At 71.9% G+C, this 26,375-nt stretch carries 22 protein-coding genes; 11 read left to right on the top strand and 11 right to left on the bottom strand.

Features of this window, described 5'->3' with window-relative positions; genetic code table 11:
• Positions 1-71: 71 nt before the first annotated feature.
• The 6 genes from ACYVNR_RS15070 to ACYVNR_RS15045 all read left to right on the top strand — a co-directional run bounded on the left by ACYVNR_RS15070 (position 72) and on the right by ACYVNR_RS15045 (position 5,525).
• Positions 72-938 carry a tryptophan-rich sensory protein gene (locus tag ACYVNR_RS15070; RefSeq protein ID WP_461049005.1) on the top strand — a complete coding sequence of 289 codons (867 nt, stop codon included), beginning with the start codon at positions 72-74 and terminating at the stop codon, positions 936-938.
• 5 nt (positions 939-943) lie between these two features.
• Entirely contained in the window at positions 944-2,203 is a 1,260-nt protein-coding gene (locus ACYVNR_RS15065; RefSeq protein WP_461049003.1) for an NAD(P)/FAD-dependent oxidoreductase, read from the top strand.
• A gap of 217 nt (positions 2,204-2,420) precedes the next feature.
• Positions 2,421-3,245 (top strand): DUF4397 domain-containing protein, encoded by an 825-nt coding sequence (locus ACYVNR_RS15060; protein ID WP_461049001.1) that lies wholly within the window; start codon positions 2,421-2,423, stop codon positions 3,243-3,245.
• 470 nt (positions 3,246-3,715) lie between these two features.
• A complete protein-coding gene (locus ACYVNR_RS15055; protein ID WP_458801820.1) occupies positions 3,716-4,180 on the top strand; it encodes a class F sortase in 465 nt (154 codons plus the stop codon).
• 33 nt (positions 4,181-4,213) lie between these two features.
• Positions 4,214-4,786, top strand: coding sequence for an RNA polymerase sigma factor (locus tag ACYVNR_RS15050; protein WP_052677522.1), 573 nt, complete (start codon positions 4,214-4,216; stop codon positions 4,784-4,786).
• On the top strand, positions 4,770-5,525 hold the full coding sequence (locus ACYVNR_RS15045) for an anti-sigma factor (RefSeq protein WP_461048998.1): 756 nt from the start codon (positions 4,770-4,772) through the stop codon (positions 5,523-5,525). The genes ACYVNR_RS15050 and ACYVNR_RS15045 overlap by 17 nt, the downstream gene beginning before the upstream one ends.
• Positions 5,526-5,646: 121 nt before the next feature.
• Here the strand turns inward: ACYVNR_RS15045 and ACYVNR_RS15040 are convergent, their stop codons facing one another.
• A complete protein-coding gene (locus tag ACYVNR_RS15040; protein WP_045193161.1) occupies positions 5,647-6,108 on the bottom strand; it encodes a MarR family winged helix-turn-helix transcriptional regulator in 462 nt (153 codons plus the stop codon).
• Positions 6,109-6,283: 175 nt separating this feature from the next.
• On the opposite strand from ACYVNR_RS15040, the gene ACYVNR_RS15035 reads away from it, so the two are divergent.
• On the top strand, positions 6,284-8,404 hold the full coding sequence (locus ACYVNR_RS15035) for an MMPL family transporter (protein ID WP_461048995.1): 2,121 nt from the start codon (positions 6,284-6,286) through the stop codon (positions 8,402-8,404).
• 429 nt (positions 8,405-8,833) lie between these two features.
• Here the strand turns inward: ACYVNR_RS15035 and ACYVNR_RS15030 are convergent, their stop codons facing one another.
• From ACYVNR_RS15030 to ACYVNR_RS15020, 3 genes are all read right to left on the bottom strand, one after another.
• A complete protein-coding gene (locus ACYVNR_RS15030; RefSeq protein ID WP_461048993.1) occupies positions 8,834-10,918 on the bottom strand; it encodes a multicopper oxidase family protein in 2,085 nt (694 codons plus the stop codon).
• A 263-nt stretch (positions 10,919-11,181) separates the two neighbouring features.
• A complete protein-coding gene (locus ACYVNR_RS15025; RefSeq protein ID WP_461048991.1) occupies positions 11,182-11,775 on the bottom strand; it encodes a GNAT family N-acetyltransferase in 594 nt (197 codons plus the stop codon).
• Positions 11,775-13,178 carry a serine hydrolase domain-containing protein gene (locus ACYVNR_RS15020; protein ID WP_461048989.1) on the bottom strand — a complete coding sequence of 468 codons (1,404 nt, stop codon included), beginning with the start codon at positions 13,176-13,178 and terminating at the stop codon, positions 11,775-11,777. The genes ACYVNR_RS15025 and ACYVNR_RS15020 overlap by 1 nt, the downstream gene beginning before the upstream one ends.
• Positions 13,179-13,341: 163 nt before the next feature.
• Between ACYVNR_RS15020 and ACYVNR_RS15015 the strand changes: the two genes are divergently transcribed.
• Complete coding sequence (locus tag ACYVNR_RS15015; protein WP_461048987.1) at positions 13,342-15,564, top strand: NADP-dependent isocitrate dehydrogenase; 2,223 nt, start codon at positions 13,342-13,344, stop codon at positions 15,562-15,564.
• A 114-nt stretch (positions 15,565-15,678) separates the two neighbouring features.
• Here the strand turns inward: ACYVNR_RS15015 and ACYVNR_RS15010 are convergent, their stop codons facing one another.
• On the bottom strand, positions 15,679-16,383 hold the full coding sequence (locus tag ACYVNR_RS15010; RefSeq protein WP_458801834.1) for a FadR/GntR family transcriptional regulator: 705 nt from the start codon (positions 16,381-16,383) through the stop codon (positions 15,679-15,681).
• 157 nt (positions 16,384-16,540) lie between these two features.
• On the opposite strand from ACYVNR_RS15010, the gene ACYVNR_RS15005 reads away from it, so the two are divergent.
• Positions 16,541-17,170, top strand: a complete 630-nt coding sequence (locus ACYVNR_RS15005) for a gluconokinase (RefSeq protein ID WP_461048984.1) — start codon at positions 16,541-16,543, stop codon at positions 17,168-17,170.
• Positions 17,167-18,561: a GntP family permease gene (locus ACYVNR_RS15000; RefSeq protein WP_045190606.1), complete on the top strand. Its 1,395-nt coding sequence runs from the start codon at positions 17,167-17,169 to the stop codon at positions 18,559-18,561. Before ACYVNR_RS15005 ends, ACYVNR_RS15000 begins: the two co-directional genes overlap by 4 nt.
• A 67-nt stretch (positions 18,562-18,628) precedes the next feature.
• On the opposite strand, the gene ACYVNR_RS14995 is transcribed toward ACYVNR_RS15000, so the two are convergent.
• From ACYVNR_RS14995 to ACYVNR_RS14970, 6 genes are all read right to left on the bottom strand, one after another.
• Complete coding sequence (locus ACYVNR_RS14995) at positions 18,629-19,843, bottom strand: acyl-CoA dehydrogenase family protein (protein ID WP_461048982.1); 1,215 nt, start codon at positions 19,841-19,843, stop codon at positions 18,629-18,631.
• A 10-nt stretch (positions 19,844-19,853) separates the two neighbouring features.
• Complete coding sequence (locus ACYVNR_RS14990; RefSeq protein ID WP_045190608.1) at positions 19,854-20,321, bottom strand: SCP2 sterol-binding domain-containing protein; 468 nt, start codon at positions 20,319-20,321, stop codon at positions 19,854-19,856.
• A gap of 43 nt (positions 20,322-20,364) precedes the next feature.
• Positions 20,365-21,168, bottom strand: coding sequence for a PIG-L deacetylase family protein (locus ACYVNR_RS14985; RefSeq protein WP_461048980.1), 804 nt, complete (start codon positions 21,166-21,168; stop codon positions 20,365-20,367).
• Positions 21,169-21,197: 29 nt separating this feature from the next.
• The gene (locus tag ACYVNR_RS14980; protein WP_461048978.1) at positions 21,198-21,632 is read right to left on the bottom strand and encodes a GNAT family N-acetyltransferase; all 435 of its coding nucleotides are present in this window, start codon (positions 21,630-21,632) and stop codon (positions 21,198-21,200) included.
• Between the two features lie 162 nt (positions 21,633-21,794).
• Complete coding sequence (gene topA, locus ACYVNR_RS14975) at positions 21,795-24,575, bottom strand: type I DNA topoisomerase (RefSeq protein ID WP_461048976.1); 2,781 nt, start codon at positions 24,573-24,575, stop codon at positions 21,795-21,797.
• A 206-nt stretch (positions 24,576-24,781) separates the two neighbouring features.
• Complete coding sequence (locus ACYVNR_RS14970; protein ID WP_461048974.1) at positions 24,782-25,240, bottom strand: GyrI-like domain-containing protein; 459 nt, start codon at positions 25,238-25,240, stop codon at positions 24,782-24,784.
• A gap of 166 nt (positions 25,241-25,406) precedes the next feature.
• Here ACYVNR_RS14970 and ACYVNR_RS14965 point away from each other — a divergent pair, with 166 nt between their 5' ends.
• Complete coding sequence (locus ACYVNR_RS14965) at positions 25,407-26,189, top strand: dioxygenase family protein (protein ID WP_461048972.1); 783 nt, start codon at positions 25,407-25,409, stop codon at positions 26,187-26,189.
• Positions 26,190-26,375: the final 186 nt, after the last annotated feature.

Genomic DNA, 26,375 nt, shown 5'->3' with positions numbered 1-26,375 from the left:
CGTGCGACGGGTCGCGGTTTGCTAAGGTCGCTAACTGGATGAGCAATCTCCCGAGCGATCGAGGTGAGGGCATGACCACACGACCTCCACGACCAGCGCGCGAGCGCGGGTTGACGCCGACCGACCAGGTGCGCCGCACCACCGTCGTCGCTGCCGAGGTGTTCTGCGTCGTGGGCACGCTCGTGGGCCTCGGGGTGTTCGGCACCCGCGTCGAGGAGTCATCGGGTGGGGCCCTCGCGGCCACGGCGACGCTCATCGCGCCGGCCACCCCGGCCTTCTCGATCTGGACGCCCATCTACCTCGGTCTCCTGGCGTATGCCGTGTGGCAGGCGCTGCCCGCCAACGCCGTGCGCGCCCGGGTGCGCAGCACCGGCTGGCTCGCCGCGGCCTCGATGGTGCTGAACGCGGGGTGGCTCCTCGTGACGCAGCAGGGATGGATCTGGGTGAGCGTCGTCGTGATCGTCGCGCTCGCCCTGACGCTCGGCGTCCTGATGCGACGCCTCACCGAGGCGCCCGCCGCCTCGCCGATCGAGACGGTTGTCGTCGACGGCACCTTCGGCGCCTACCTCGGCTGGGTCGCGGTGGCCACGTGCGCGAACATCACTGCGGCACTGGTCGACTCGGGCGTCGACCTCAGTGCCTGGCTCAACCAGGTCGCGGCGGTGCTGGTCCTCGCCGTCGCCGGCGGTCTCGGGGTGCTGTTCGCGCGTCGTCTCGGCGGTCGCTGGGCCGTGGCCGGGGCCATGGCGTGGGGCCTGGCCTGGATCGCGGTGGGGCGCATCGCCGACACGCCCCGCTCGCTGGTCACCGGGATCGCCGCCGTGGTGGCTGCCCTCGTGGTGCTCGGTGCCGCGGCCCGCTGGCACACGCCCGCCGGGTCACGCGACACCCGCGACACCCGCGACCGCTCGGCGGCCCGACTCCAGCCGGAGGGCTGAGCGCCGTGGACGCCGACGTCGTCGTCGTGGGCGCGGGCCTTGCCGGCCTGCGGTGCGCGGTGCGGCTCGCCGAGCTGGGCCGCGAGGTGCTCGTCCTCGAGTCGGCCGATGCCGTCGGAGGGCGCATCCGCACCGACGTCGTCGACGGCTTCCGCTGCGACCGCGGGTTCCAGGTGCTCAACCCGGCCTACCCGGCCGTCCGTCGATGGGTCGACCTCGAGTCGCTCGACCTCAGACCCTTCGGCGCCGGGGTGCTGGTCCGCCAGGCCGACGGCCTCAAGGTGGTGGCCGACCCGGTGCGGGAGCCGCGCCGACTCGCTGCCACCCTGCGCAGCGGCTACGCGAACCCCGTCGAGCTGGCGGCACTGGGCCGGTGGGCCGGGCGCGTGATGGTCGACCCGAAAGGCGTTCTGGCGCAACAGGACTGCACGCTCGCCGAGTCCTTCGACCGCGCTGGTGTGACGGGACGGCTGCGCCGTGAGGTCCTCGAGCCCTTCCTCGCCGGCGTGCTCGTCGACAGCCATGGGCGATCCTCGGCCACCTTCACCAAGCTGCTCGTGCGGATGTTCGCGCTCGGTCGACCCTCGGTGCCGGCACTCGGCATGCAAGCCCTTCCCCGGCAGCTGGCCGAACGGCTGGGTGACCGCGTGCGCCTGAACCGTCGTGTCGAGGCGGTGGTGCCGGTCGAGGGTGGCACCGAGGGCAGGGTCGAGGTCCGGACCGGGGAGGGGGTCCTGAGCGCCCGCCGCGCCGTCGTGGCGACCGACCCGCTCGGCGCCTCGGCGCTCACGGGCCTACCCGAGCCGCACGTCCGGGGGCTGGTGACGTGGTGGTTCGACGCCCCGGAGGCGCCGCACGCGCTCCCCTTCGTCGCCGTCGACGGAAGACGGTCCGGGGACCAAGCACCCGGGCCGGTGTGGAACGCGGCGGTCATGACCGCGGCGGCGCCCAGCTACGCCCCGCCCGCGCGGCACCTCGTCGAGGCCACCTGCCTGCTCGACCGGCCCGACGGCGACGCGTCGCAGGCCGACGTCCTGCGCCACGTCGGCGAGATCTACGGCTGCGACACCTCCGGGTGGCGGCTCGTGACCCGGCACCGCGTCGAGGCCGCGCTGCCGGCGATGGCGCCACCCCTGCAGGCACGCTCGTCCGTCGACCTCGGTGACGGCGTCTTCGTGTGCGGCGACCACCGCGACACCGCCTCGATCCAGGGCGCCCTGGTCTCGGGACACCGCACCGCCGAGGCGGTCCACGCGTCCCTCTGAGGGGCGGTCGGCGAGACCCGCTGCGACGACCCCGTCGGGCGCGCGGCAAGAATCCGCGGAAAAAGATCGGCTCCGGTGCATCCGGGGCGGGTGTCCACCCGGAAGTAGGAGGCAGACGGCACCCCACGCCGTCGACCGCGCACCTCCCCTCCTGGAACGTCCGCCCGACGAGAGCGACCCGGTCGCACTCGAGAACTCACACCGGAAAGGAACGACCATGAAGTCCATCCGCATCGCCGCCGCCGCTTCGCTCGCCCTCGCCCCCGCCGCCCTCGTCGCGGCCCCCGCACACGCCGCCGACGCCACCGTCTCGGTGCTGCACGGCGTGCCCGGTGCGACGGTCGACGTCTACGCCAACGGCAAGGCCCTGCTCACCAACTTCAAGCCCGGCACGCTCACCGACCCGCTGATGCTCCCCGAGGGCACCTACGACCTCAAGGTCACCCAGGCGGGGGCCGGCGCCGGCGGCGCCGCCGTCATCGAGGCCAAGGACGTGCAGGTCCCGGGCGGCGCCAACGTCACCGTGGTGGCCCACCTGTCGGAGGCCGGCAAGCCGGTGCTCACCCCGTTCGTCAACGACACCTCGAAGGTGCCGGCGGGCAAGGCCCGGCTGACGGTCCGCCACACCGCTGCGGCTCCCGCCGTCGACGTCAGGGCCAACGGCGCCGCTGCGCTCAAGGGCCTGACCAACCCGAACGAGGCGAAGGCCGTCGTCGGCGCGGGCACCATCAAGGCCGACGTCGTGCTCGCCGGGACGTCCGACGTCGCGATCGGCCCCGCCGACCTCGACCTCAAGGAGGGCACGAACACCATCGTGTACGCCTGGGGCAGCGCCGCCGACAAGAACCTCAAGCTCGCGGTGCAGACCATCTCCGGCATGCACTCCGCTCCCGGCGGCGTGCCCGCCGGCGCGGGCGGGCAGGTCGCCGCCGCGCAGCAGTCCTCCGACGTCGCCCGCTACTCGGCCGTCGTCGGTGCGGCAGCCGCGGCCGGAGCGCTCGTGCTCGTGACGCGTCGCCGGTCGGCGCGCGCCGAGAGCTGAGCGGCCCACACCCGAGGAGAGCCCCCATGCCCGGCCCACAGCACCGGACGGCCGCCCGAGCCGGCTCCGTGACGCGGGACGACGTCGCCGACGCGCACGTCACCCCGTCGCGGCACCGCGCGCCGGCCGGCGACCCTCCCGCCCCGTTCGCCGAGGGGCGGGAGGCCGGAGCCGGGGTCGGGACCGAGGGACCCGTGCCTGGGCGTGTTCGGGGGCACGTCCCGGCGGGGGCTCGGGGAGCCCGGACCGTGGCCGCCGCACTGGCGGCGGCCCTCCTGGCCGGGCTGGCGGTGGCGTGGCTGACGCGCCCGCAGCAGAGCGCACGCCCTGCCGGGAGTGAGGGGATCCGGTCGGTCACGGCACCGTCCAGCGCGCCCGGCGCTCCGGCGGCGCGTGCGCCCGCCGCCGGAGCGTCCCCCTCGGAGCCCTTGTCGACCCCGGTGTCCGCCAGACCCGCGACGGTTCCGGCCGTGCCAGCCGACAGTCGACAGGGCATGCCGGAGCAGCTGACCATCCAGCGCCTGGGCATCGACATGCCGGTCGTCCCCCAGGGGGTGGCCCGGGACGGCGAGATGGCGCTGCCCGCCACCCCGGCGCAGGTCGGGTGGTACCGCTACGGACCACGTCCCGGCGACCGCGCCGGTGCCACCGTCCTGGCGGCCCACCTCGACATGCCGGGCTACGGCATCGGCCCGATCGCCAAGGTCGAGGACCTGCGCGCCGGTGACGTCATCACCGTGCGCTCGGCGGCCACGACGCACCGCTTCCGGGTGACCGGCGTCGCGAGCGTCCGCAAGACCTCGCTCGACCTGGCCGCCCTTTTCGCCCGCGACGGCCCGCCCCGCCTCCACGTGGTGACCTGCGGCGGTGAGTTCGACAGAGAACGCCGGCGGTACGACGAGAACGTCGTCGTGACGGCCGTGCCGATGACGTGAGCGTGAGCCGACATGCCGTGGTTAGGTGTACTCGTGCACGTGCACGACGACCCTGATGTCGAGTCCGCCGAGCTCGCCGCCCGGTTGTCCGGCGGCGACCGCGAGGCGCTCGCCGAGATGTACCGCCGCTGGTCACCCCTCGTACACACCATCGCGCTGCGTGCCCTCGGCACCCGTGAGGACGCCGAGGACGTCGTCCAGCAGGTCTTCGTCGCCGCGTGGCGGGGCCGGGCGACCCTGCGTCCCGACCGCGGCTCCCCGGCCGCCTGGCTCGTAGGCATCACGAAGCACCGGGTGGCCGACGTGCGGGCCGAGCGCTACCGGGCCCACCGCAACCTGCAGGCCGTCGCCTCCGAGGTCGCGACCGCACCCGACGCCGCCGGCGACTCGGACTGGGCGGAGCGGCTGCTGCTGGTGCACGAGCTGGAACGGATGGGTGACCCGCGCGCGACGGTGCTGCGCATGGCGTTCATCGAGGACCGCACCCACGAGGACATCGCCCGGGCCCTCGACCTGCCCCTCGGCACGGTCAAGAGCCACGTGCGCCGGGGCCTGATGGCACTGAGAGATCGACTGAAGGAGGTGGAACGTGTCTCACCCGAGTGACGACGAGCTGGTCGACCTCGCCCTGGGCGAGCCGGCCGGCGACGTGTCGGCCCACGTCGCGCAGTGCGCGGCGTGCTCCTCCGCGGTGACCGACCTCCGCCGCACCGTGCGCCTCGTCTCCAACCCCGGCCCGTATGCCGGGTGGCAGGCTCCGGACGACGCTGTCTGGACGAGGGTCGTGGCCCAGCTCGACACCGCCGAGGACGCGATACCCGAGGCTCCCGACGCTTCCGGAACGGCTCCCGACCCTTCCGGAACGGCGCCCGCCGCACCGTCGGCACCCGTCGTCCGGCTCGATCGACCCGGCCGGCGGCGTACGGCAGCGTGGGCCGCCGCCCTCGTCGCCGCCAGCCTCGTCGTCGGGCTGCTCACCGGACGCGCCATCTGGGGCACGACGGAGGGCGGTCAGGTCGCCCAGGTGGCCCTCGCGACCCTCGACACCCGACGCACCGAGGGCGAGGCCACGCTCGTGCGCGCAGCCTCGGGCCTCGACCTGCAGGTCAGCACCGACACCGCCCTCGACGCCGGAGACGGCTACCTCGAGGTGTGGCTCATCAACGCCGACGGCAAGCGGATGGTGTCCGTGGGAGTCCTGCGACCCGGCGAGCCCGGCTCGTTCCCGGTCACCCAGGCGCTGATCGACCAGGGCTACGTCGTCGTCGACATCTCCAAGGAGCAGTTCGACGACAAGCCGGCCCACTCGGGCGACAGCCTGCTCCGAGGGCAGCTGCCCGCCTGAGGGCGCGACCGGTGAGACGGCATACGCCATGGGCCCCGAGCGGCCGGGACACGGACGGCACGGAAGGCACGGGCGGGTCGGGTGGGTCGGCCTCGCGGAGGTCAGGGTCGGTCGACGGGGCTCAGGACATGAGGTTGCGCATGGCGGCGGTCGCGCCGAGCAGGTAACGCTCGACGACGGCGCGATCACGGTCGTCGAGCGAGGCGTCGAGGTCGGCGAGCGCCTCGAACATCGGGCGCATGCGGGCGAGCACCTCGGCGCGTCCGCTGTCGGTGATGACCACCTCGGTGCGCCGGCCGTCGCCCGGGTGCGAGCGACGCTCGGCGTGCCCCCGCGAGACGAGCCGGTCGACGACGCCCGACGAGGCCGCCGAGGTGACACCGAGCAGGCGTCCGATCTCGACGGGTCCGAGCGGTCCGCGCATGAGGTGGCGCAGCGAGTGCAGCTCCGTGGTCGACAGGCCGGCCTGGCGCGCGACGACCGCCGGCACCGTCTCGGACACCTCGACGAGCTCCTGGAGCGCAGCGAGGGTCGCGGTCGTGCGCCACTGAGGCACCCCGGGGACGAGCCCGAGCTCGGGCATGCCGGAGCGGACGGCGTCTCCCGTCGCGCGTGCGGATGCGTGCGGGGTGCCGTCGTCAGGGCCGTGGCGGCCGGGGGGTGCGTCTGTTGCGGATCGACGCTTCGTGCTAATGTCACTCACCAACTTAGTAATCATCTGAGTAACTGAGTTACTCATCCTAACCCGGAGGTCTCTCGTGCGGGGTCTGACCGACACCATCGTGCGGCGGTGGTGGGCCATCGCCATCGTCATTCTCGCGCTCGCCGGCGCCATGGGCGTCACGAGCGCCCTCGGCGAGGCGACGCGCACCGCTGCATCCACCGACCAGCTGCCCGTCGACTCCGACAGCGCGAAGGCAGCCCAGCTGCGCGAGCGCCTCCCGGAGGCGAAGGGATCCACCGCCGTCGTGCTCTTCACCCGAGAAGGCGGCCGGCTGAGCACCGCCGACGTGGCAGCCATCGAGACGCGGGCCCGTGAGCTGCCGGGCGGCGGGCGCATCCCGCTCCAGCGCAGCGACGACGGCAGCGCCGCCCTCGCCGTCGTGCCCGTCGCCGCCGAGAGCGCGACGGACACCTCCAAAGCCGTGGCCGACATCCGCAGCACCGCCAAGCAGGGCCTGCCCGACGGGGTCACGGCTCAGGTCACCGGCCCCGCAGCGGTCCAGGCGGACCTCGCGAAGGTCTTCGACGGCGCCAACACCCGACTGCTCATCGCGACCGCCTCGGTCGTCGCGCTGCTGCTCGTGATCACCTACCGCAGCCCCGTGCTCTGGCTCGTGCCGCTCATCGTCGTCGGTGTGGCCGACCGCCTCTCGGCCGTCGTCGCCACCCACGTGCTCTCCGCCTTCGGCCTCGTCTGGGACGAGTCGACGATCGGCATCCTCTCCGTCCTCGTCTTCGGCGCCGGCACCGACTACGCCCTCCTCCTCATCTCGCGCTACCGCGACGAGCTGCGCCGCCACGACGACCGGCGTGAGGCCATGTCCCTGGCCCTGCGGCGTACGGCAGAGGCTGTGCTCTCCAGTGCCGTCACCGTCGTCGTCGGCCTGCTCACGCTGGCCCTCTCGCTGTTCCCCGCGACCCGCGGGCTCGGCGTCGCCTGCGCCGTCGGCGTCGTCGTCGCCGCCGCCTTCGTGCTCGTGGTCCTTCCGGCCGCCCTCGTCTGCTTCGGCCGCTGGGTCTTCTGGCCGAAGGTCCCCCACGTCGGTGAGGACGCCCTCGCCGACGGCCACTCCCTCTGGCGGCGCGTCGGGGACCGGGTCGCGGCGCACCCGAAGCGCGTCATCGGCGTGACGCTCGTGATCCTCGCGGCGATGGCCGCCGGGCTCTTCGCGGTCGACACCGGGCTCAAGCAGTCCGACCAGTTCCTGCAGAAGCCCGAGGCCATCGCGGCCGGCGAGCGCCTCGCCCGGTCCTTCCCGGCCGGCAGCGCCGACCCTGCGGTCATCGTGACCACGGGCGACGCCGAGCGGGTGCGCACCGCGGCCGCCGGGGTCGAGGGGGTCGCGAGCGCCCGCGTCGTCAACACCGGCAGCGGCGTGACCGAGGTCGACGCCGTCATCTCGGCGGCACCCGGGACCGAGGAGGCCACCCAGGCCGTGCGCGCCCTCCGCGCCGCGGTCGCGCCCATCGCGCAGACGCACGTCGGCGGCACCGAGGCGGTGGCCCTCGACCAGGCCGAGGCGTCCTCACGCGACCGGTTCGTCATCCTCCCGCTGGTGCTGGGCCTCGTCCTGCTGGCCCTGGGACTGCTCCTCCGCTCGGTCGTCGCGCCCATCGTCCTCGTGACGACCGTCGTCGCGACCTACCTGGCGAGCGTCGGTGCCTCGTGGTGGATCTTCACCAAGGTCTTCCACTTCTCGGCCCTCGACGACAGTGCGCCGCTCTTCGCGTTCGTCTTCCTGGTGGCGCTCGGCGTCGACTACAACATCTTCCTCGTCACCCGCGCCCGGGAGGAGTCGCGCACGCACGGCTCACGCGCCGGCATGCTGCGCGGCCTGGCTGCCACCGGTGGCGTCATCACGAGCGCCGGCATCCTGCTCGCGGCCGTCTTCGCAGTGCTCGGCGTGCTGCCGCTCGTGGTGCTGGCGCAGATCGGCGTCATCATCTGCATCGGCGTCCTGCTCGACACCCTCGTGGTGCGCACCCTGCTCGTGCCGGCGATCGGCATCGTGCTCGGCGACCGGTTCTGGTGGCCGCGGCGGCCGCACCCCGTGGGCCCTGGCACGGCGGCGCAGACGGGCGCCCCGGGCCCGGGGTCCGAGGCGTCGGACAGCGGCCTGGACAGGACCTCCAACCGGGCGGCGACCCGCGCGTAGGGGCACCACCTCGACGGGGTCAAGCCGGGTTCGAACCCCCGGAGTCAACCCTCTACAAACTCTTGACAAACACTCGGCAAAGATCTTCAATCTCGGTGTCGGAAAGTTCGGGCCGACGTCTCGAGATCCGTCGACGAACCGTCCGGCGCTCCAACTGAAACGCCTGTCGACCCCCTTGTCCGCACTTCCTGAAATCCCCTCGGACGGACACCTCGCGGAGACCTGCTGCCCCCCAGGCGGGCCTCCGGCGTCTCGGCCGATCCCCCTCCCCAACCGGCCGAGGCGGGTGGGGCCGCGCGTCGGACTCCCTTCCGGCGCGCGGCCTCCTTCCTCCCAGCCGGGCTCGACGCTCGCACCGAGCCGCGACTCCCACCGACAGACCGGTGTCGGTGGGAGTCGTTGCCATGACCCGGGGGTGGACGGCTTCGGCTAGCCGGGCTGCCCCGGCTGCACGGGCCCGATCCGGAAGGGCCGCATCATCTCGTTGTCCTCGTGCTCGAGGATGTGGCAGTGCCAGACGAACTGGCCGGGCCGTTCGAAGTGCGCACGCAGGCGCGTCACCTGTCCGGGATACGAGGTCACCGTGTCCTTGACGCCCGACTCCCACGCCTCGGGCCCCGTCGGCTCACCGACGACCACCATCGGCTGTACGACCTCCTCGCCCGCGAGGAGCAGCGGCTGCCGTTCGACGACCTCGAAAGCCACCTGGTGCAGGTGGATGGGGTGCGCGTCGGCCGTCGTGTTGTGGATCTCCCACACCTCCGTGTCGCCCACGCCAGGGTCCTCGGTCACCGGGTGCATCCACTCGTGCTCCATCGCCATGCCGTCGTGCACCACGCCCAGGGCGCCCTCGATGGGGCCCTCGACCCTTGCCCCCGCCGCGTCCGCACCGACGTCGGCCAGCTCGATGAGCGCCAGCTTGCGCGACCGCTGCTCGGCGGGCAGCGCGGCCACCGCGGGCAGCTGCAGGTCCTCACCCGGGGTGGACAGGTCGGCGCTCGTGGCCGGCCCCACCCGGAACTCCATGACGAGCCCGGTGCTCTCGGGGTCGGCGACGTCGAAGTCGCCGGGCTCGTCCGGGAGGCTCGGCTCACCGCCACCGAAGGGCTCGTCCGGGCCGACGTTGCGCAGGACGTACCTGCCCGCCGGCACCCCGGTGAAGTCGACGATGAGGTCGGCGCGCTCGGCCAGCCCCATGAGCAGGCGGTTCGCGTGGCCCGACGTCAGGTCGACCGACAGGGCCAGGAAGCCGCCCTCGTTGCCGATCATCCACACCTTGACGCCCGGGATCTTCTGGAAGTCGAGGATCAGGAAGCGCGACTGGCAGCCGTTCAGGACCCGGAACCGGTAGCGCCGCTTCTCGACGTCCAGGTAGGGCCACGTACGGCCGTTGACCATGAGCGCGTTGCCGAAGAACTCCGGGTTCCAGAACGGCGAGAACGTGCCCTTCGGGATGTACGGGCGCACGATGCCGTCGAAGAAGACGCGCGAGTCCGGGTAGAAGAGCGATCCGTCGGCGTTGAACGCCCGGTCCTGGATGGCGATCGGGATCTCGTAGTAGCGCTTCGTCGTCGGGAACCCGTCGGCCTTGCTCGGGGCCGGGCCGGGCAGCACCGCAGCCCTCCCCGTCTTGGCGTCGCGCACCGCTCCGTCGCCGTCCGGCCCACCGCGGATGAGGTAGAACCCGGCGCCGCCGGCATACACGTTGACCCGCGTCATCCCGAGGGTGTGGTCGTGGAACCACTTCGTCGACGCGCGGTCGGGGTTCGGGTACTGGAAGACGGAGTAGCCGGGACCCCACGTGGCGCCATAGCCGGCCTTCGCCTTGCCCGCGAAGAAGTCGTACCAGGTGCCTCTCGCGGCGTACCCGCTGGGAAGGTTGGTCGCGGCCGGCAGGAACCACGCCTCCGGGTAGCCGTCGCTCTCGTCACCGACGCCGACGGCCCCGTGCAGGTGCACCACCATCGGCACCGGTCCGGTGTACGGGCCCGGCGTCCGCTTGAAGACCGGTCGCGAGTCCCGGCCGGCCGTCCCGCCCGGCGGGTTCGCCCAGTGCAGGGTGGGGTCGACCGTGAGCAGGTGCGGCAGGTAGCGGCCCTGGCCGTCGACGAGCTCGTTGACCCACTTCACCCGCACCGGCCGACCGTGCTCCGCCTCGATCGTCGGGCAGGGCGCGTGGTGCAGCAGCACTCCCTGCTTGCTGTCCGACGACAGCGCGCCGTAGCCCCACACGGTCGTCGCGGGAAGGCCCGCGGGAAGGATCTGCTGCCTGAACTGGCGCAGCGAGATCTCGTAGTAGTCGACGGGCGGGCCCGAGGCCTGCTTGATGGTCCCCGCTCGCGCCATCACCGGTGGGATGACGAGCGGGGTGGTGAACTTCGGGATGGTGGCCGGGTCCAGGGTCCCCCCGGGCACCTGGGCCACGGCCACCTTCTCGCCTCCCGGCAGGTACGCGTACAGCGCGAACCCGATTCCTGCACCCCCGACTGCCTTGACGAACGTGCGCCTCGACACGCCCGCATCTGCCCCTCTGCGACCTCCCATGGCGAACTCTCCCCGCACTCAGCCACCCCGCCCCGGAGTCCCCCGGGGTGAACCAGTGGACCCCTCCAGAATGGGCGGGGACACCTCTCGCCGCTGGGCTTTCCTGTGCTTCCGCCATGAGCGGTGTTACGTGGAAACGCTTGCGCCCCAGTGCGTCCCGGTTCGTCCGAGCGTGATCTCGCTCACGCCGGCGGCGTCCGTCAGGAGTTCGTCATGCGCCCGTCATGAATCCGTCATCCACGCCACTCCTCACGGAGCAGCGCCCACGTGTTGTCGTCGAGCCACGTGCCGTCCTTGCCCAGCGACGTCGCGACGCTCGTCGACTCGAGCCGCATGCCGATGCGGTGCAGTACGCGGTTGGAGGCGACGTTGTCGGCATACGCGTCGGCGGTGATCCGTCGCAGCCCCAGGTCGCGGAAGCCGATGGCGAGCAGCGCGGCAGCCGCTTCGGCGGCGAGGCCGCGGCCGTGCACGTCGGGGTGCAGCGCGTAGCCGATGGTGCCCTCCCACTCGTCGGTGACCGGGCCGATGCTGTGGCTCGGCTCGAGCCGGAGCATCACGTCGCCGACGACCCGGCCCGTCCGCGGATCCGCGACGGCGAGGCCGAGCAGTGGGTTCCCGGCGCCCGGGAGCCCCCGGGCGATGCGGTCGGCGATACGGGCCGTGACCTGCTCACGGTCGAGCACGCCGTGGCTCAGGTGCACCACGACCTCGGGCAGACCGCGGTAGGCCAGGACCGCGTCGACGTCGTCGGGCGTGAGCGGGCGCAGGACGAGGCGGTCGGTGCGCCGCGGCCAGGTCAGCGCGGACAGGTCGGGGCGGGGCACTATCGCCAACCGGCCTCGTCGACGCCGCCGGGCACGTCGGCCGCTGGGTCGTACGGGGTGCGCGTGAAGCGGAACGAGGCGAGGTCGAGGTGCGAGGGCGTGCCGTCGCCCGCCCGGACGACGCGCAACGGCTCGCCGGTGTAGTAACCGTCGAGGCCGACCCACTCGTCGGTGCCCGCCGGGGCGAACCTCGAGCCGCGCCCCTGCCCCGGCTCGCCGAGGACCAGGTGCTCCCCCACTGCCTTCGCGACCGACACCGACGGCCCCCAGTGCCACGTGCCGACGAGCTCGAGCACACCCCGGTCGCCCGCGGCGTGCCACGGCTGGGGTGTCAGCGGTTCGCGCTCGGCGAGCGCAGCGAGCAGGTCGGGACCGATGGTGCCCATGCCGGACGTCGAGTTGGCCATCACGACGACGCCGTCACCCGACTCGACCGCGACGCGCAGTCCGGCGAGGAAGCCGGGCATCGAGCCGCCGTGACCGGCATACCGGGTGCCCTCGAGGTTCCAGACCTGCCAGCCGAGCCCGTGGGCGACCGTCCACGGCAGGCCGGGGTTGTCGGCGACGGTGTGCGGCTCGTACATCTCGTCGAGCGTGCCCTTCGAGAGCACCTCGCCCGTGTCACCGCCCGCGAAGGCGGCCCAGCGCGAGAGATCCTGGACGGTCGTCCACAGCTGGCCGGCGGGGGCCATCGCGCCGGCGTCGTGCTCGGGCTCGGGCAGCAGCACGTCGGCGAAGGGGTGGACCGCGAGACCCTGCGCGGCCTTGCCCGTCGGCCGGGTCGTGGTGCGCGTCATCCCCAACGGTGCGAGCAGGTCGCGCCGGATGACGTCGAACCAGTCCGCACCGTTGGCCCGGGCCACGACCTCGCCGAGCGCCGCGAAGCCGACGTTGGTGTAGTGGAAGCGTCGACCGGCCCGGAAGCGTTGCGCCACAGACGAATTCACGAGCTCGTCCCAGTCGTCGCCCGGCGTCCGCTCCCACCACGGGCCGTTCGTCTCGGCCTGGACGCCACCGCCGTGCGACAGCAGCTGGGCGATCGTCGCGCGGCCGAGCTGTGAGCCGGGCACGTGGTCGTCGAGGTGGTCGGTGAGGTCGAGACGTCCCTGGTCGCGCAGCCGCATGACCGCGACGGCCACGAAGGTCTTGGTGATCGACCCCATGCGGTACTGCGTGTCGGTGTCGGCAGCCTCGCCGCCCTCCCTCCCGTCGAGGGTGCCCACCGCGTCGGACCACACGAGGCCGCCGCCCCGCACGAGGCCGGCCGCGACGGAGGGCAGCCGGTTCGTTCGCTGCTCCGTGGCGAGGAGGTGGTGCAGGTGCCGTGAGGTGGACGGGTCGAGGGCCGGCGCGGGGTCGGCGGTGGGGGCCGGCTCGACGGCGCTGTCGGGGCTGGTGCTCACCCGCTCCACCCTAGGCCGGGCTCTCTGGCGTGGCGCAGAGCACCCCGGCAGGATGGGACGGCGGCCCCACGGCCGCGACCGATCCGTTATCTTGACATCAAGATTTATTCGGATCCTCTTCTCGGATCTCGGCACGACCCGCAACCCGAACGGAGCACCAGCGTTGGACTCGACAATCATCTACACGCACACGGACGAGGCGCCCGCCCTGGCCACGGCCTCGCTGCTGCCGATCGTCTCGGCCTTCGCCAAGCAGGCCGGCGTCGACGTCGAGACGCGCGACATCTCGCTCTCGGGCCGCATCATCGCCGGCTTCCCCGAAGCCCTGAAGCCGGAGCAGCGCATCGGGGACGCCCTGGCCGAGCTCGGTGAGCTCGCGAAGACGCCCGAGGCGAACATCATCAAGCTGCCCAACATCTCGGCCTCGATCCCGCAGCTCAAGGCCGCGGTCGCCGAGCTGCAGGCCGCCGGCTACGACCTGCCCGACTACCCCGACAACCCGACCACCGACGCCGAGAAGGCGGCCCGGGCGGCATACGACAAGGTCAAGGGGTCGGCGGTCAACCCCGTTCTGCGCGAAGGCAACTCCGACCGCCGCGCTCCCGCGTCGGTCAAGAGCTACGCGCGCAAGCACCCGCACTCGATGGGCGCCTGGACCGCCGACTCGAAGACCAACGTCGCCACCATGGGCGAGCACGACTTCCGCCACAACGAGAAGTCCGTCGTCATCACGGACGACGACACGCTCCGCGTCGAGCTCGTCGGCGCCGACGGGCAGACGACCGTGCTCAAGGAGTCGATCCCGGTCCTCGCGGGCGAGGTCGTCGACGCCACCTTCATGGACGTCGCGAAGCTGCGCGAGTTCCTCTCCGAGCAGGTCGCCCGCGCCAAGGCGGAGGACGTGCTCTTCTCGGTGCACCTCAAGGCCACGATGATGAAGGTCTCCGACCCGATCATCTTCGGCCACGTCGTGCGCGCCTTCTTCCCCGAGGTCTTCCAGGCGTATGCCGCCGAGCTGGCCTCGGTCGGAGCCTCCCCCAACGACGGCCTCGGCGCCGTCCTCAAGGCCGTCGAGGGCCTGCCCGCCGACCAGCGCGCCGAGGTCGAGGCCGCGGTGAAGAAGGGCTTCGAGGAGGGCCCGGCCATCGCGATGGTCGACTCCGACAAGGGCATCACCAACCTGCACGTGCCGAGCGACGTCATCGTCGACGCGTCGATGCCCGCGATGATCCGCACCTCGGGCCACATGTGGAACGCCGAGGGCGACGAGGCCGACACGCTCGCCGTGCTGCCCGACAGCTCGTACGCCGGCATCTACCAGGTCGTCATCGACGACTGCCGCGCCAACGGCGCCTACGACCCGGCCACCATGGGCTCGGTGCCGAACGTCGGCCTCATGGCGCAGGCCGCCGAGGAGTACGGCAGCCACGACAAGACGTTCGAGATCCCCGCCGACGGCACCGTGCGCATCGTCGACGGCTCGGGCAACGCGCTCATCGAGCACGCCGTCTCGGCCGGCGACATCTGGCGCGCCTGCCAGACCAAGGACGTGCCGATCCGCGACTGGGTCAAGCTCGCCGTCACCCGCGCCCGCGCCACGGGCTCCCCCGCCGTGTTCTGGCTCGACGCCGACCGTGCGCACGACGCCAACCTCATCGGCAAGGTCGAGGAGTACCTGAAGGAGCACGACACCGAGGGGCTCGACATCCAGATCCTCAAGCCGACCGACGCGATCGCCTTCTCCCTGGGCCGCATCCGCAAGGGTGAGGACACCATCTCGGTCACCGGCAACGTGCTGCGCGACTACCTCACCGACCTCTTCCCGATCCTCGAGCTCGGCACCTCGGCCAAGATGCTCTCGGTCGTTCCGCTCATCAACGGCGGTGGCCTCTTCGAGACCGGCGCGGGCGGCTCGGCCCCGAAGCACGTGCAGCAGCTCGTCAAGGAGAACTACCTCCGCTGGGACAGCCTCGGCGAGTTCCTCGCTCTCGCAGTCTCGTTCGAGCACCTCGCCGGTGTCACCGGCAACGCCCGGGCCAAGGTCCTCGGCGAGGCCCTCGACCGCGCGACGGGCACCCTGCTCGACGAGAACAAGGGACCGGCCCGCAAGGTCGGGCAGATCGACAACCGGGGCAGCCACGTGTGGCTCGCCCTCTACTGGGCCCAGGAGCTCGCGAAGCAGACCGACGACGCCGCGCTCGCCGAGACGTTCGCGCCGGTCGCCCAGACCCTGTCGGACAACATCGAGACGATCTCCCAGGAGCTCGTCGACGCGCAGGGCCACCCCGTCGACATCGGTGGCTACTACCGCCCCGACGCCGACAAGGTCGCCACGGTGATGCGCCCGTCGAAGACGTTCAACTCGATCATCGACTCGCTCGCCTGAGCCACCTCCCGCCTGTCAGAGTGCCCACTCGGCTCACCCAGCCGAGTGGGCACTCTGCTGTCTGGACGCCCAGCGGAGATGGGGCCACGCGACGCGCTGGAGGCGGGGTGGCGACTACGCGTCCGGGTCGCGCAGGGCGTCGCTCGCCTCGGCGATGATCGCCTGCATCGCGGCGGACGCGGCAGCGCCGTCGCCCGACTGGACGGCCTCCGCGACGTCACCGTGGAGGCGCACCGCGACGGGGTTCGGCGTGCTCGGCATGAGGTCGTGGTGCGTGCGGCCGGCGAGCACCTCGCCGACGACGTCACCGAGCGCGGCGAGCATCTCGTTGCCCGAGGCCGCGAGCAACGTCGCGTGGAACAGCTGGTCGGCCCGCAGGTACGCCTCGAGATCCCCGGACTTCGCATGCACCGCCATCTGCACCACCGCCCCGACCATCGCCCCGCACTGCTCCGGGCTCGCGTGCGCCGCCGCCAGCTCGGCCGCCACCGGCTCGATCCCGCGCCGCAGGTCACCCAGCGACAGCAGCTGCTCCTCACGCCCCGGGCCGTCCAGACGCCACCGGATCACCCGCGGGTCGAACACGTTCCACGACGAGCTCGGCAGCACGCGTACGCCCAGGCGCTTGCGCGCCTCGACCAGGCCCATCGAGTCGAGCACCCGCACCGCCTCACGCACGACCGACCGGGACACGCCGTGGCGCTCGTCGAGCTGGTCGATGCGCAGCACCGTCCCGGCCGGCAGGTCACCCGAGACGATCTCGCGTCCGAGCGTGTCGAGGACGCTCGCGTGGAGCGCGGGGCGGGGGGCGTCGGGCACGGCCACAGCCTCCCACACGACCGCCGTGCTGCGACCGTTGACATATTAAAGATGCTTTGTTTGCCCACATGACTTGATAAGACGCCCTTCTTGCTGCACTCTGGCTCCTGCGACTCGACGATGAGAGCGATCGAGCCGGACGAAGGAGTCACGGACCATGTCGCAGCAGACGACATCGAAACCCCAGCACCACCCCCCGCCCCTGGTCGTCGTCATGGGCGTCTCGGGCTCTGGCAAGACCACGGTCGGCGCGGCCCTGGCCCAGCGCCTGCGCGTCCCCTTCGCGGACGCCGACGACTTCCACCCGCAGGCCAACATCGACAAGATGTCCGCCGGCATCCCCCTCACCGACGACGACCGCGGCCCCTGGCTCGCGATCATCGGCGAGTGGCTCGCCGCGCACGCCGATACCGGCGGCGTCGTCAGCTGCTCTGCCCTGCGACGCGCCTACCGCGAGGTCCTCACGGCCGCTGCACCGCAGGCGTACTTCATCCACCTGCACGGCACGCCACAGGTCATCGCTGCCCGCGTCGCAGGCCGCCCCGGCCACTTCATGCCCGCGGCCCTCGTCGAGTCGCAGTTCGCGACCCTCGAGCCGCTCGAGCACGACGAGCGCGGCTCGGTGCTCGACGTCGACCAGGCGGTCGACGAGCTCGTGACGCAGTCGGTCGGCCTCGTGCAGCCCGGCCCCGCCACCGATCCGTCGAACCCCACCCCCACCTCCACCCCCACCTCCACGCCCAGCGCCGGCGGCGACGCCGACAACCCGGAAGAGACCCGCAGATGACGACCGACCTCCTGTCCCTCCTGCCCCTGTCGGCGGTCGCCGCCGACACCCCTCCTGACATCCCGGCGGGGCGGCTCGTCCCCGCAGCGCTGCTCGGCATCGCCGTGCTCGTCGTGCTCATCGTGCGCTTCAAGCTGCACCCGTTCCTCGCCCTGACGCTCGGGTCGCTCACCGTCGGCGGGGTGGCGGGCGTCTCGATGTCCGACGTGCTCGACAGCTACACCAAGGGCTTCGGCAGCACCGCAGCCGGCGTCGGCATCCTCATCGCGCTGGGCGCGATGTTCGGCAAGCTGCTCGCCGACTCGGGCGGCGCCGACGAGATCGTCGACACCATCATCGGCCGCAGCTCCGCCCGCAGCCTGCCGTGGGCGATGGCGGGCGTCGGCGCGATCATCGGCCTGCCGATGTTCTTCGAGATCGGCCTCGTGCTGCTCATGCCGGTGATCTTCCTCGTGGCCCGCCGCTCGGGCCTGTCGCTCGTGCGCGTCGGCATCCCGGCCCTCGCCGGCCTCTCGGCCATGCACGGACTCGTGCCCCCGCACCCGGGCCCCCTCGTGGCCATCGACGCCCTCAAGGCCGACCTCGGCGTCACCCTGGGCCTCGGCATCCTCGTGGCGATCCCCACCATCGCCGTCGCCGGTCCGTGGTTCGCCCGCATCGCCGGCCGCTGGGTCGACGTGCCCGCCCCCGAGCTGTTCGAGTCGCGCGACACCGAGAACGGCCCGCGGCCCTCGTTCGGCGTCACGATGCTCACCGTCCTCACGCCCGTGGTCCTCATGATGGGCAAGGCCCTGGCCGACATCCTCGCGCCCAAGGACACGCCCGTCCGCGTCGTGCTCGACTTCCTCGGCACGCCGCTCATCGCGCTGCTCATCGCCGTGATCCTCGCGATGTTCACCCTCGGCCGCGGCGCCGGCATGGGCATCAAGCAGGTCGGCACGTCGCTCGAGTCCTCGCTCGGCCCGATCGCCGGGATCATCCTCATCGTCGCGGCCGGCGGCGGCTTCAAGCAGACCCTCGTCGACACCGGCATCGGCCAGCTCGTGGCCGACTGGATCGCCCAGAGCGGCCTGTCGGTCCTGCTGCTCGCCTGGCTCGTGGCCGTCTTCATCCGCCTCGCCACCGGCTCGGCCACCGTCGCCACCGTCACGGCCTCCGGCATCCTCGCGCCGCTGGCAGCCAACATGTCGACCACCGAGGTCTCGCTCATGGTGCTCGCGATCGGCGCCGGCTCGGTGTTCTTCTCGCACGTCAACGACGCCGGCTTCTGGCTGGTCAAGGAGTACTTCGGCCTCAAGGTCGGCCAGACCATCAAGACCTGGTCGGTGATGGAGACGATCCTGTCGGTGACCGGCCTCGTCCTGGTCATGCTCCTCGACCTGGTCGTCTAGCGGAAGTCGACGTGGGAAGGGCCGGTTCTCGCCACGAGAACCGGCCCTTGACACGTGGGCGAAGCGGCTAGTGGATGCGGACGCCGCTGATGGCGCGGGCGATGACGATGCGCTGGATCTCGCTGGTGCCCTCGAAGATCGTGTAGATCTTCGCGTCGCGCGACCACCGCTCGACGGGGTGGTCGGTGACGTAGCCGGCGCCCCCGAGGATCTGCACCGCCTTGTCGGTGACCGCGACCGCCACCTCGCCCGCCTTGAGCTTGCTCATCGAGCCCTCGGCCGCCGTGAACGGCTGGTTGGTGCGGCCCATCCACGACGCCCGCCACACGAGCAGCCGCGCGGCGTCGATCTCGGTGCGCATGTCGGCGAGGGCGAACGCGATCGCCTGGTTCTCGATGATGGGGCGTCCGAACGCGACGCGCTCCTTGGCGTAGTCGAGGGCGTACTCGTATGCCGCCCGGGCGATCCCGATCGCCTGCGCCCCCACCGTGGGCCGTGAGATCTCGAAGGTGCGCATCGCCGCCTGACCACTGGACGACCCGCCCTCGCGCGCCCGGGCGAGACGCTCGTCGAGCTTCTCCTTGCCGCCGAGCAGGCACGAGCCCGGCACGCGCACGTCGTCGAGGAAGACGTCGGCGGTGTGCGAGGCCCGCAGCCCCAGCTTGCGCAGCTTCTTGGCGCCCACGAGCCCAGCAGTGCCCGGCGGCACGACGAACGCCGCCTGCCCTCGGGAGCCGAGCTCGGGGTCGACCACCGCGGTGACGACGTGGATGTTGGCGATGCCGCCATTGGTGATGTAGGCCTTCTGCCCGTTGATCACCCACTCGTCGGTCGCCTCGTCGTAGCGGGCTCGGGTGCGCATGGCGCCGACGTCGGAGCCGGCCTGCGGCTCGGTCGTGGCGAAGGCGGCGAGCTTCGGGTCGTCGGCGTCGCCGTAGCACTGGGGCAGCCACTCGACCATCTGGTCGGGGGTGCCCGAGCCATAGATCGCGGCCACCGCGAGGGTGGTGCCGAAGATCGACATGCCGATGCCGGCGTCACCCCAGAAGAGCTCCTCGTTGGCGAGGTTGATCGAGATGCCGGTGGGGTCGGACCAGCACTGGGCGAGGAACTCGAAGCCGTAGAGGCCGTTCTTCGCGGCCTCCTGGATGACCGGCCAGGGCGTCTCCTCGCGGGCGTCCCACTCCGCGGCGGCCGGGCGCACGACGTCGGCGGCGAAGCCGTGCACCCAGTCGCGGATCTCGGTCTGGTCGTCGTCCAGGGCGAGGGAGAACTCGGCCACGACCGGCGCCTCAGGCCTTGGGGATGTCGAAGAAGTTCGCGATGTTGGCGGCGAGACCGAGGTCGCCCTTCGCCTTGATCTTGCCGGTCATGAACATCATCACCGGGTTGCCGCTCTTGGTGATGACCTTGGTGAAGTCGACGGGCGACATCGCGAGCGAGAGGGTGGAGTCGCCGTCGTGACCGGGCAGCGTGGTGCAGGTGCCGTCGGCGAAGCGCACGGTCCACTCGTCGGCGCCGCCGTCGGGGCGGCCGGTGATGCTCCAGTGCGTGGTGGCCGTCGTCGTGCCTGCGCGGTCGGCGCGGAAGAGCTCGGGCATGCGGGAGAAGATCGCCGCGACGATCGGCTCGCGGTTGGCGCTCTCCATCACCTGCTTGACGTCCTTGTCGGACATCTCCTTGACGATGCGGATGAAGTCACCCGGCTCGACGGCGGCGAGCTCGTCGGCGCTGGCGGTGGTGAAGTCGATGTCGGGCATGGGTGGACCTCCGGTGCAGAACGGCGTTGTTACCGCGAGTAGGTTACCCGACGGTCTCGTTGTCGAGGAACCACCCGACGACCATGCCGTCAGGCCGGCCGGGCTCGATGTAGTGCTCCCACGAGAAGCCCTGGGTGAACCAGTCCTCGGGCATCTGGAGCATGCCCTGGGCGTCGGACTGGCTGGCGTGGGCCTTGAGCGCCGAGCGCTTGACCTCGAGGAACTCCCCGACGTCGCAGGCCCAGTGCAGCTCCTCCTCGAGGCTGCCGAGCGGGTTGCCGTCGTCCATCGGCGCGCGGGGGTCCCAGTCGCCGACGTCCTGCCCGGCCGCGAGCGCGGCCTCGTGCGAGCGGATCATCGCCGTGCGGTTCATCGAGCTCTCGAGGTAGCGCGGCGTGCCGGCGATCTCGGCCGCCCGCTTGGTGACGGCGTGCACCTTGACGTGGTCGGGGTGGCCGTAGCCACCGTGCCAGTCGTAGCCGACGACGACGTCGGCGTCCTCCTCGCGAAGGATCCCCGCGAGCCTCCGGGCCGCCTGCTCGGTGTCGGCGCGGGTGAAGCTCAGCTCGTGGTCGTTCTGGGCCCACCCGGTCATGCCGGAGTCGGCGTAGTCGAGCCACGCGACCCGGTGGGTGCCGATGACCTCGTTGGACGCGGCCGCCTCGGCGCGGCGTCGGTGGACGACCGTCTCGCCCTCGGCGAGGTCGTCGGGTGCGTCGCCGTGGTCGCCGTTCGTCGCGACGACGAGGACGACCCGGTGCCCCTCGCTGACGGCGCGGGCCATCGACCCGGCCGTCTGCGACGCCTCGTCGTCGGGATGGGCATGGACGAAGACCACGGTTGCCATGCCGTCAGCCTCTCACCGCCCGCCGACGGTCAGAGCGGCAGCCGGTAGACGAGGAAGCCGTCGCGCACGGCGACCTCGTCGTAGAGCCGTCGCGCGGTCGCGTTCGTCTCGTGGGTCTGCCAGTAGACGCGGCCGCAACCCTGTCCGCGCGCCCAGTCGGCGACGGCCTCGATGAGCGCCCGCCCGACGCCGCGACCGCGCGCCTCGGGAGCGGTGAAGAGGTCCTGCAGGTAGCAGACGTCCGGACCGGACGTGCTGGGGTGCACGAGGAAGTGGGTGAGGCCGACGACGACGCCGTCCACGACCGCCAAGCGCGCGTGCATCCTTGCGCCGGAGACGAACTCACGCCACGCCCTGTCGTATGCCGCTTGGTCGAGCTCGCGCTCGTAGAAGGCGATGTACGCGCGGAACAGCTCCTCCCACCGCTGCCGGTCGTCGTCCCCGAGGGCTCGGATGGTGGTCACGACGTGACCGTAGCGCGAGGCCCGGGGGGACCGGGAGGGCCACTCGGCGGCATACGCAATGGGCCAATCCCCCGGAGATCGAAAGAACACTCCGTCCCCTGCGAGCACGACCGCGCGGCCACGCGTACGAGGACGGAGTGTTCTTTCGATCGGGAGAGCGGGTCAGGACTTCTTGGCGGACGTCTTGCGCGTCGTCGCCTTCTTCGCCGTCGCCTTCTTCGTCGTCGTCTTCTTCGCCGTCTTCTTCACGGCACGCTTGCGGGTGGTCGGGCCCTTAGCCCGCTTCTCGGCGAGCAGCTCGAAGCCGCGCTCGGGCGTGATCGACGCGGGGTCGTCGTCCTTGCGCAGCGTCGCGTTCGTCTCGCCGTCGGTGACGTACGGGCCGAAGCGGCCGTCCTTCACGACGACCGGCCTTCCGCTGACGGGGTCGGCGCCGAGCTCCTTGAGCGGCGGGGCGGCTGCGGCGCGGCCACGCTGCTTGGGCTGGGCGTAGATCGCCAGCGCCTCCTCGAGCGTGATGTCGAAGAGCTGCTGCTCGGTGGTCAGCGACCGCGAGTCGGTGCCCTTCTTGAGGTAGGGCCCGTAGCGGCCGTTCTGCGCCGTGATCTCGACACCCTCGGCGTCGGCGCCGACGACGCGGGGCAGCGAGAGCAGCTTCAACGCGTCGTCGATCGTGAGCGTCGAGAGCTCCATGTCCTTGAAGAGCGACGCCGTGCGCGGCTTGACCTTCGCGGCCTTGCGCCCCTTGGGCTTGTCGCCGGAGGGCGCCTCGTCGTCGTCGATGACCTCGGTGACGTAGGGGCCGTAGCGGCCGGCCCGGGCCACGATGTCGCGGCCGGTCTCGGGGTCCTGGCCGAGCACCTTGCCGTCGTCGGCCGCGACCTCGAGCAGCTCGCGCGCCTTCTCGGGCGTCATCTCGTCGGGCGCGATGTCGTCGGTGATCGTCGCGCGCCGCGGGGTGCCCGACACGTCGGCGCCGTCGGCGACCTCGCCCGTCGAGAGGTCGACCCCGGCGGGCGCGACCTCCTCGACATAGGGGCCGTAGCGGCCGACGCGCACGACCATGCCCTTGCCGATCGGGATCGTGCTGATCTCCTTGGCGTCGATCTCGCCGAGGTCGTCGACGAGGCTCTTGAGCCCGGCGCCGCTCGTCGCCTCCTCACCGAAGTAGAAGCGCTTGAGCCAGGCGACCCGGCCCTCGTCGCCGTTGGCGATGCGGTCGAGGTCCTCCTCCATCGAGGCGGTGAACTCGTAGTCGACGAGACTGCCGAAGTGCTCCTCGAGCAGCCGCGTCACCGCGAAGGCGAGCCACGTCGGCACGAGCGCCTGCCCCTTGGTGAAGACGTAGCCGCGGTCCTGGATGGTGCCGATCGTCGCGGCGTACGTGGACGGGCGGCCGATACCGCGCTCCTCCATCGCCTTGACGAGGGTGGCCTCGGTGTAGCGCGCGGGCGGGCTGGTCTCGTGTCCGTCGGCCTCGGCACGCACGACCTCGAGCGGCACGCCGGCGCTCAGCTTGGGCAGGCGGCGCTCCTCGGCGGCGGCGTCGGCCTTCGCGGCGGCCTCGTCGTCGCGCCCCTCCTCGTAGGCGGCGAGGAAGCCCTTGAACGTGATGACCGTGCCGCTGGCGCTGAACTCGACGGTCTGTGCGCCCTCGACAGCGGTGTCGACGGCGAGCCGGACGGTGGCGGTCGAGCCGCGCGCGTCGGCCATCTGCGAGGCGACGGTGCGCTTCCAGATCAGCTCGTAGAGCGCGAACTCCTCGCCGCGCAGCTCGCCCGCGACCTGGGCGGGCGAGCGGAAGCGGTCACCGGCGGGGCGGATGGCCTCGTGCGCCTCCTGGGCGTTCTTGACCTTCTTCTCGTAGCGGCGCGGGCTGTCGGGCACGTACTCGGCGCCGTACATGTCGCGGGCCTGGCTGCGCGCCGCGGTGGTCGCGGCGTCCGACAGCGTCGTGCTGTCGGTACGCATGTAGGTGATGTAGCCGTTCTCGTAGAGCCGCTGCGCGACGCGCATCGCGTTCTTCGAGCTCAGCCGCAGCTTGCGCGAGGCCTCCTGCTGGAGCGTCGACGTGGTGAACGGCGCCGACGGGCGACGGGTGTACGGCTTCTCCTGGACGTCGGTGACGCGGGCGCGCTGCGGCAGGCAGGCCTCGGCGATGCGGGTCGCGAGCGCCTCGTCGAGGTGCACGACCCCCTTGCCCGTCAGGCTGCCGTCGTCGGCGAAGTCGCGACCGGTCGCGACGCGGGCGCCGTCGACCGCCGCGAGGCGAGCGGTGAACTGCTGGCTCGCGCCGTCGGGCGTGAAGTCGCCCTCGACGTCCCAGTAGGAGGCGCGGACGAACGCCATGCGCTCGCGCTCGCGCTCGACGACCATGCGGGTCGCGACGGACTGGACGCGGCCGGCGGAAAGTCCCTGGCGGACCTTGCGCCACAGCACCGGGCTGACCTCGTAGCCGTAGAGGCGGTCGAGGATGCGGCGGGTCTCCTGGGCGTCGACCATCGCGGTGTCGATCTCACGGGTGTCGTTGACCGCCCGCTGGATCGCCTCGCGGGTGATCTCGTGGAAGACCATGCGCTTCACGGGAACTCGCGGCTTGAGCGCCTCGAGCAGGTGCCACGCGATGGCCTCGCCCTCGCGGTCCTCATCGGTGGCGAGGTAGAGCTCGCTGGAGTCCTTGAGGAGACGCTTGAGCTCGGCGACCTTCTTCTTCTTGTCGGGGTCGACGACGTAGTAGGGCTCGAAGCCGTTCTCGACGTCGACGGCGAACTTGCCGAACGGGCCCTTCTTCATGTCGGCGGGCAGCTCGGACGGGTTGGGCAGGTCACGGATGTGGCCCACCGAGGCCTCGACCTCGAACTCACCTCCGAGGTAACCGGCGATCGTCTTCGCCTTCGCGGGCGACTCGACGATGACGAGCTTGCGGCCCTTGCCAGCGGCCATGGTGCACCTTCAACTTCCCGCATCACACGTGCAGCGGATTCGTCGCTGCTCCTGCGTGGACGCGGACCGACCGTAACAGCCCGCGCCGGGAAGGTCGCCCAGACATCCGCAGGAGGGAGCGTATGCCGTGTCACGAGGTGAGCCCGGTCGGTGACCTCCAGCGACCGCCGGGACGCTGGTGGCGGCGGTTCGGGAGCGCCCTCCGGTCAGGAGACGGGCCAGTGGATGACGGTGCGCCAGGTGGCAGGGTCGGGCTCGCGCTCCGGGTCGCTGAGGTAGCTCTCCCAGACGACGGGACCGCGGGCCAGTCGTCGGCCGGCCATCCACTGCTCGACCCGGCCGTAGGTCTCGCCCATGGTGTCGTAGGGCCCGACGTGCACGGCCTCGACGGCCCGCCCACCCGGCAGCACGCCCGGCGCCACCTCGCCGTCGGGCACGACGGGGGTCCCGACGGGGAAGCCGGCCTCGACGTCGACGGACGACGACGGCAGGCCATGGTAGAGCCCGAAGGGCGGTCCGGCCGGGGCCTGGCCCTGCTTCGCGATCACCGCTGCCGTCGCCGCGAAGGCACGCGCGAAGAAGGCGGGCAGCTGGTCCATCGGCACCGTCGCGCGCAGGACGGCGGTGGGCTGTTCGGTCAGCTCGACGGTGCGCATCTCGTTCATCGCCCCAGCCTTGCCCCTCCTGCCTGCCCCTCGACAGGGCCGAAGGGCCCGCCGGCGGCGGGTCCTCAAAGGTGACCACACGGCATACGTGCTGGGGAATGATGGCGGGCAGGGCCACGTTGGACGTGATAGTTTATTGTTCAACCAAACGCCGGAAGGACCCCTCATGACCACCGCCCCCGTCCTCTACCTGAGCCACGGCGCGCCGCCGCTCGCCGACGACGAGCGCTGGACGGCCCAGCTCGCCGAGTGGTCCTCCGACCTGCCCAAGCCCGAGAGCGTGCTCATGGTCTCGGCCCACTGGGAGGACGCACCCACGACGCTCGGCTCCACGTCCGGCGCCCCCCTCACGTACGACTTCTGGGGGTTCCCGCAGAAGTACTACGAGGTCACCTACGACGCACCGGCCGCGCCCGGCCTCGCCGACGACGTGACCAAGCTGCTCACCTGGCCCGGTCACCAGGTCCACCGCGACGAGGCCCGCGGCCTCGACCACGGCGCCTACGTGCCCCTCAAGGAGATGTTTCCCGAGGCCGACGTGCCGGTGCTCCAGATGTCGATGCCGACGCTCGACCCGCGCGGCCTCTTCGAGATCGGCCGCCGCCTCGCCCCGTTGCGCGAGCAGGGCACGATGATCGTCGGCTCGGGCTTTACCACCCACAACCTGCGCTGGTTCAACCCGCGCGCCGGCGCCGACGCGCTGCCGCCCCGGGCGAGCGCCGAGTTCGACCACTGGGCACAGGAGGCCATGAAGGCCAAGGACGTCGACAGCCTGCTCGACTTCCTCGACAAGGCCCCGGCCGCGCACGAGGCGCACCCGCGCACCGAGCACTTCGCACCCCTCTTCGTCACGCTCGGGGCCGCGTACGAGTCCGGCGGACTCGACAACAAGAGCGTCATCGACGGCTTCTGGTTCGGCCTGTCCAAGCGCTCCTGGCAGTTCAGCTGAACGTCCTCCCGACGCGCGCACCCCCGGTCCGGCGCGACGGGAACCCGCCGATAACCCCACCCGTTCCTCAGGTGTGGGTACCCACACCTCGGCCGTGGCGTGGAACCTCCCCTGACTCCGCGCCACGGTCACTCTCGCGCCTGCGGATTCGGAGCTTCGCCACCGCGTTGGCACCAGCGTCGGCAC

The sequence above is a fragment of the Terrabacter koreensis genome, from assembly GCF_054783315.1.
The sequence above is the reverse complement of the archived record's forward strand: the minus strand, read 5'-3'. Positions and strand labels throughout refer to the sequence as shown.

Bases quoted from the DNA above. Each gene is read 5' to 3' on its own strand.
- ACYVNR_RS15070 (WP_461049005.1), top strand. From the start codon at position 72: ATGACCACACGACCTCCACGACCAGCGCGCGAGCGCGGGTTGACGCCG.
- ACYVNR_RS15060 (WP_461049001.1), top strand. From the start codon at position 2,421: ATGAAGTCCATCCGCATCGCCGCCGCCGCTTCGCTCGCCCTCGCCCCC.
- ACYVNR_RS15040 (WP_045193161.1), bottom strand. From the start codon at position 6,108: ATGCCCGAGCTCGGGCTCGTCCCCGGGGTGCCTCAGTGGCGCACGACC.
- ACYVNR_RS15005 (WP_461048984.1), top strand. From the start codon at position 16,541: ATGTCGCAGCAGACGACATCGAAACCCCAGCACCACCCCCCGCCCCTG.
- ACYVNR_RS15000 (WP_045190606.1), top strand. From the start codon at position 17,167: ATGACGACCGACCTCCTGTCCCTCCTGCCCCTGTCGGCGGTCGCCGCC.
- ACYVNR_RS14990 (WP_045190608.1), bottom strand. From the start codon at position 20,321: ATGCCCGACATCGACTTCACCACCGCCAGCGCCGACGAGCTCGCCGCC.
- ACYVNR_RS14985 (WP_461048980.1), bottom strand. From the start codon at position 21,168: ATGGCAACCGTGGTCTTCGTCCATGCCCATCCCGACGACGAGGCGTCG.
- topA (WP_461048976.1), bottom strand. From the start codon at position 24,575: ATGGCCGCTGGCAAGGGCCGCAAGCTCGTCATCGTCGAGTCGCCCGCG.
- ACYVNR_RS14970 (WP_461048974.1), bottom strand. From the start codon at position 25,240: ATGAACGAGATGCGCACCGTCGAGCTGACCGAACAGCCCACCGCCGTC.
- ACYVNR_RS14965 (WP_461048972.1), top strand. From the start codon at position 25,407: ATGACCACCGCCCCCGTCCTCTACCTGAGCCACGGCGCGCCGCCGCTC.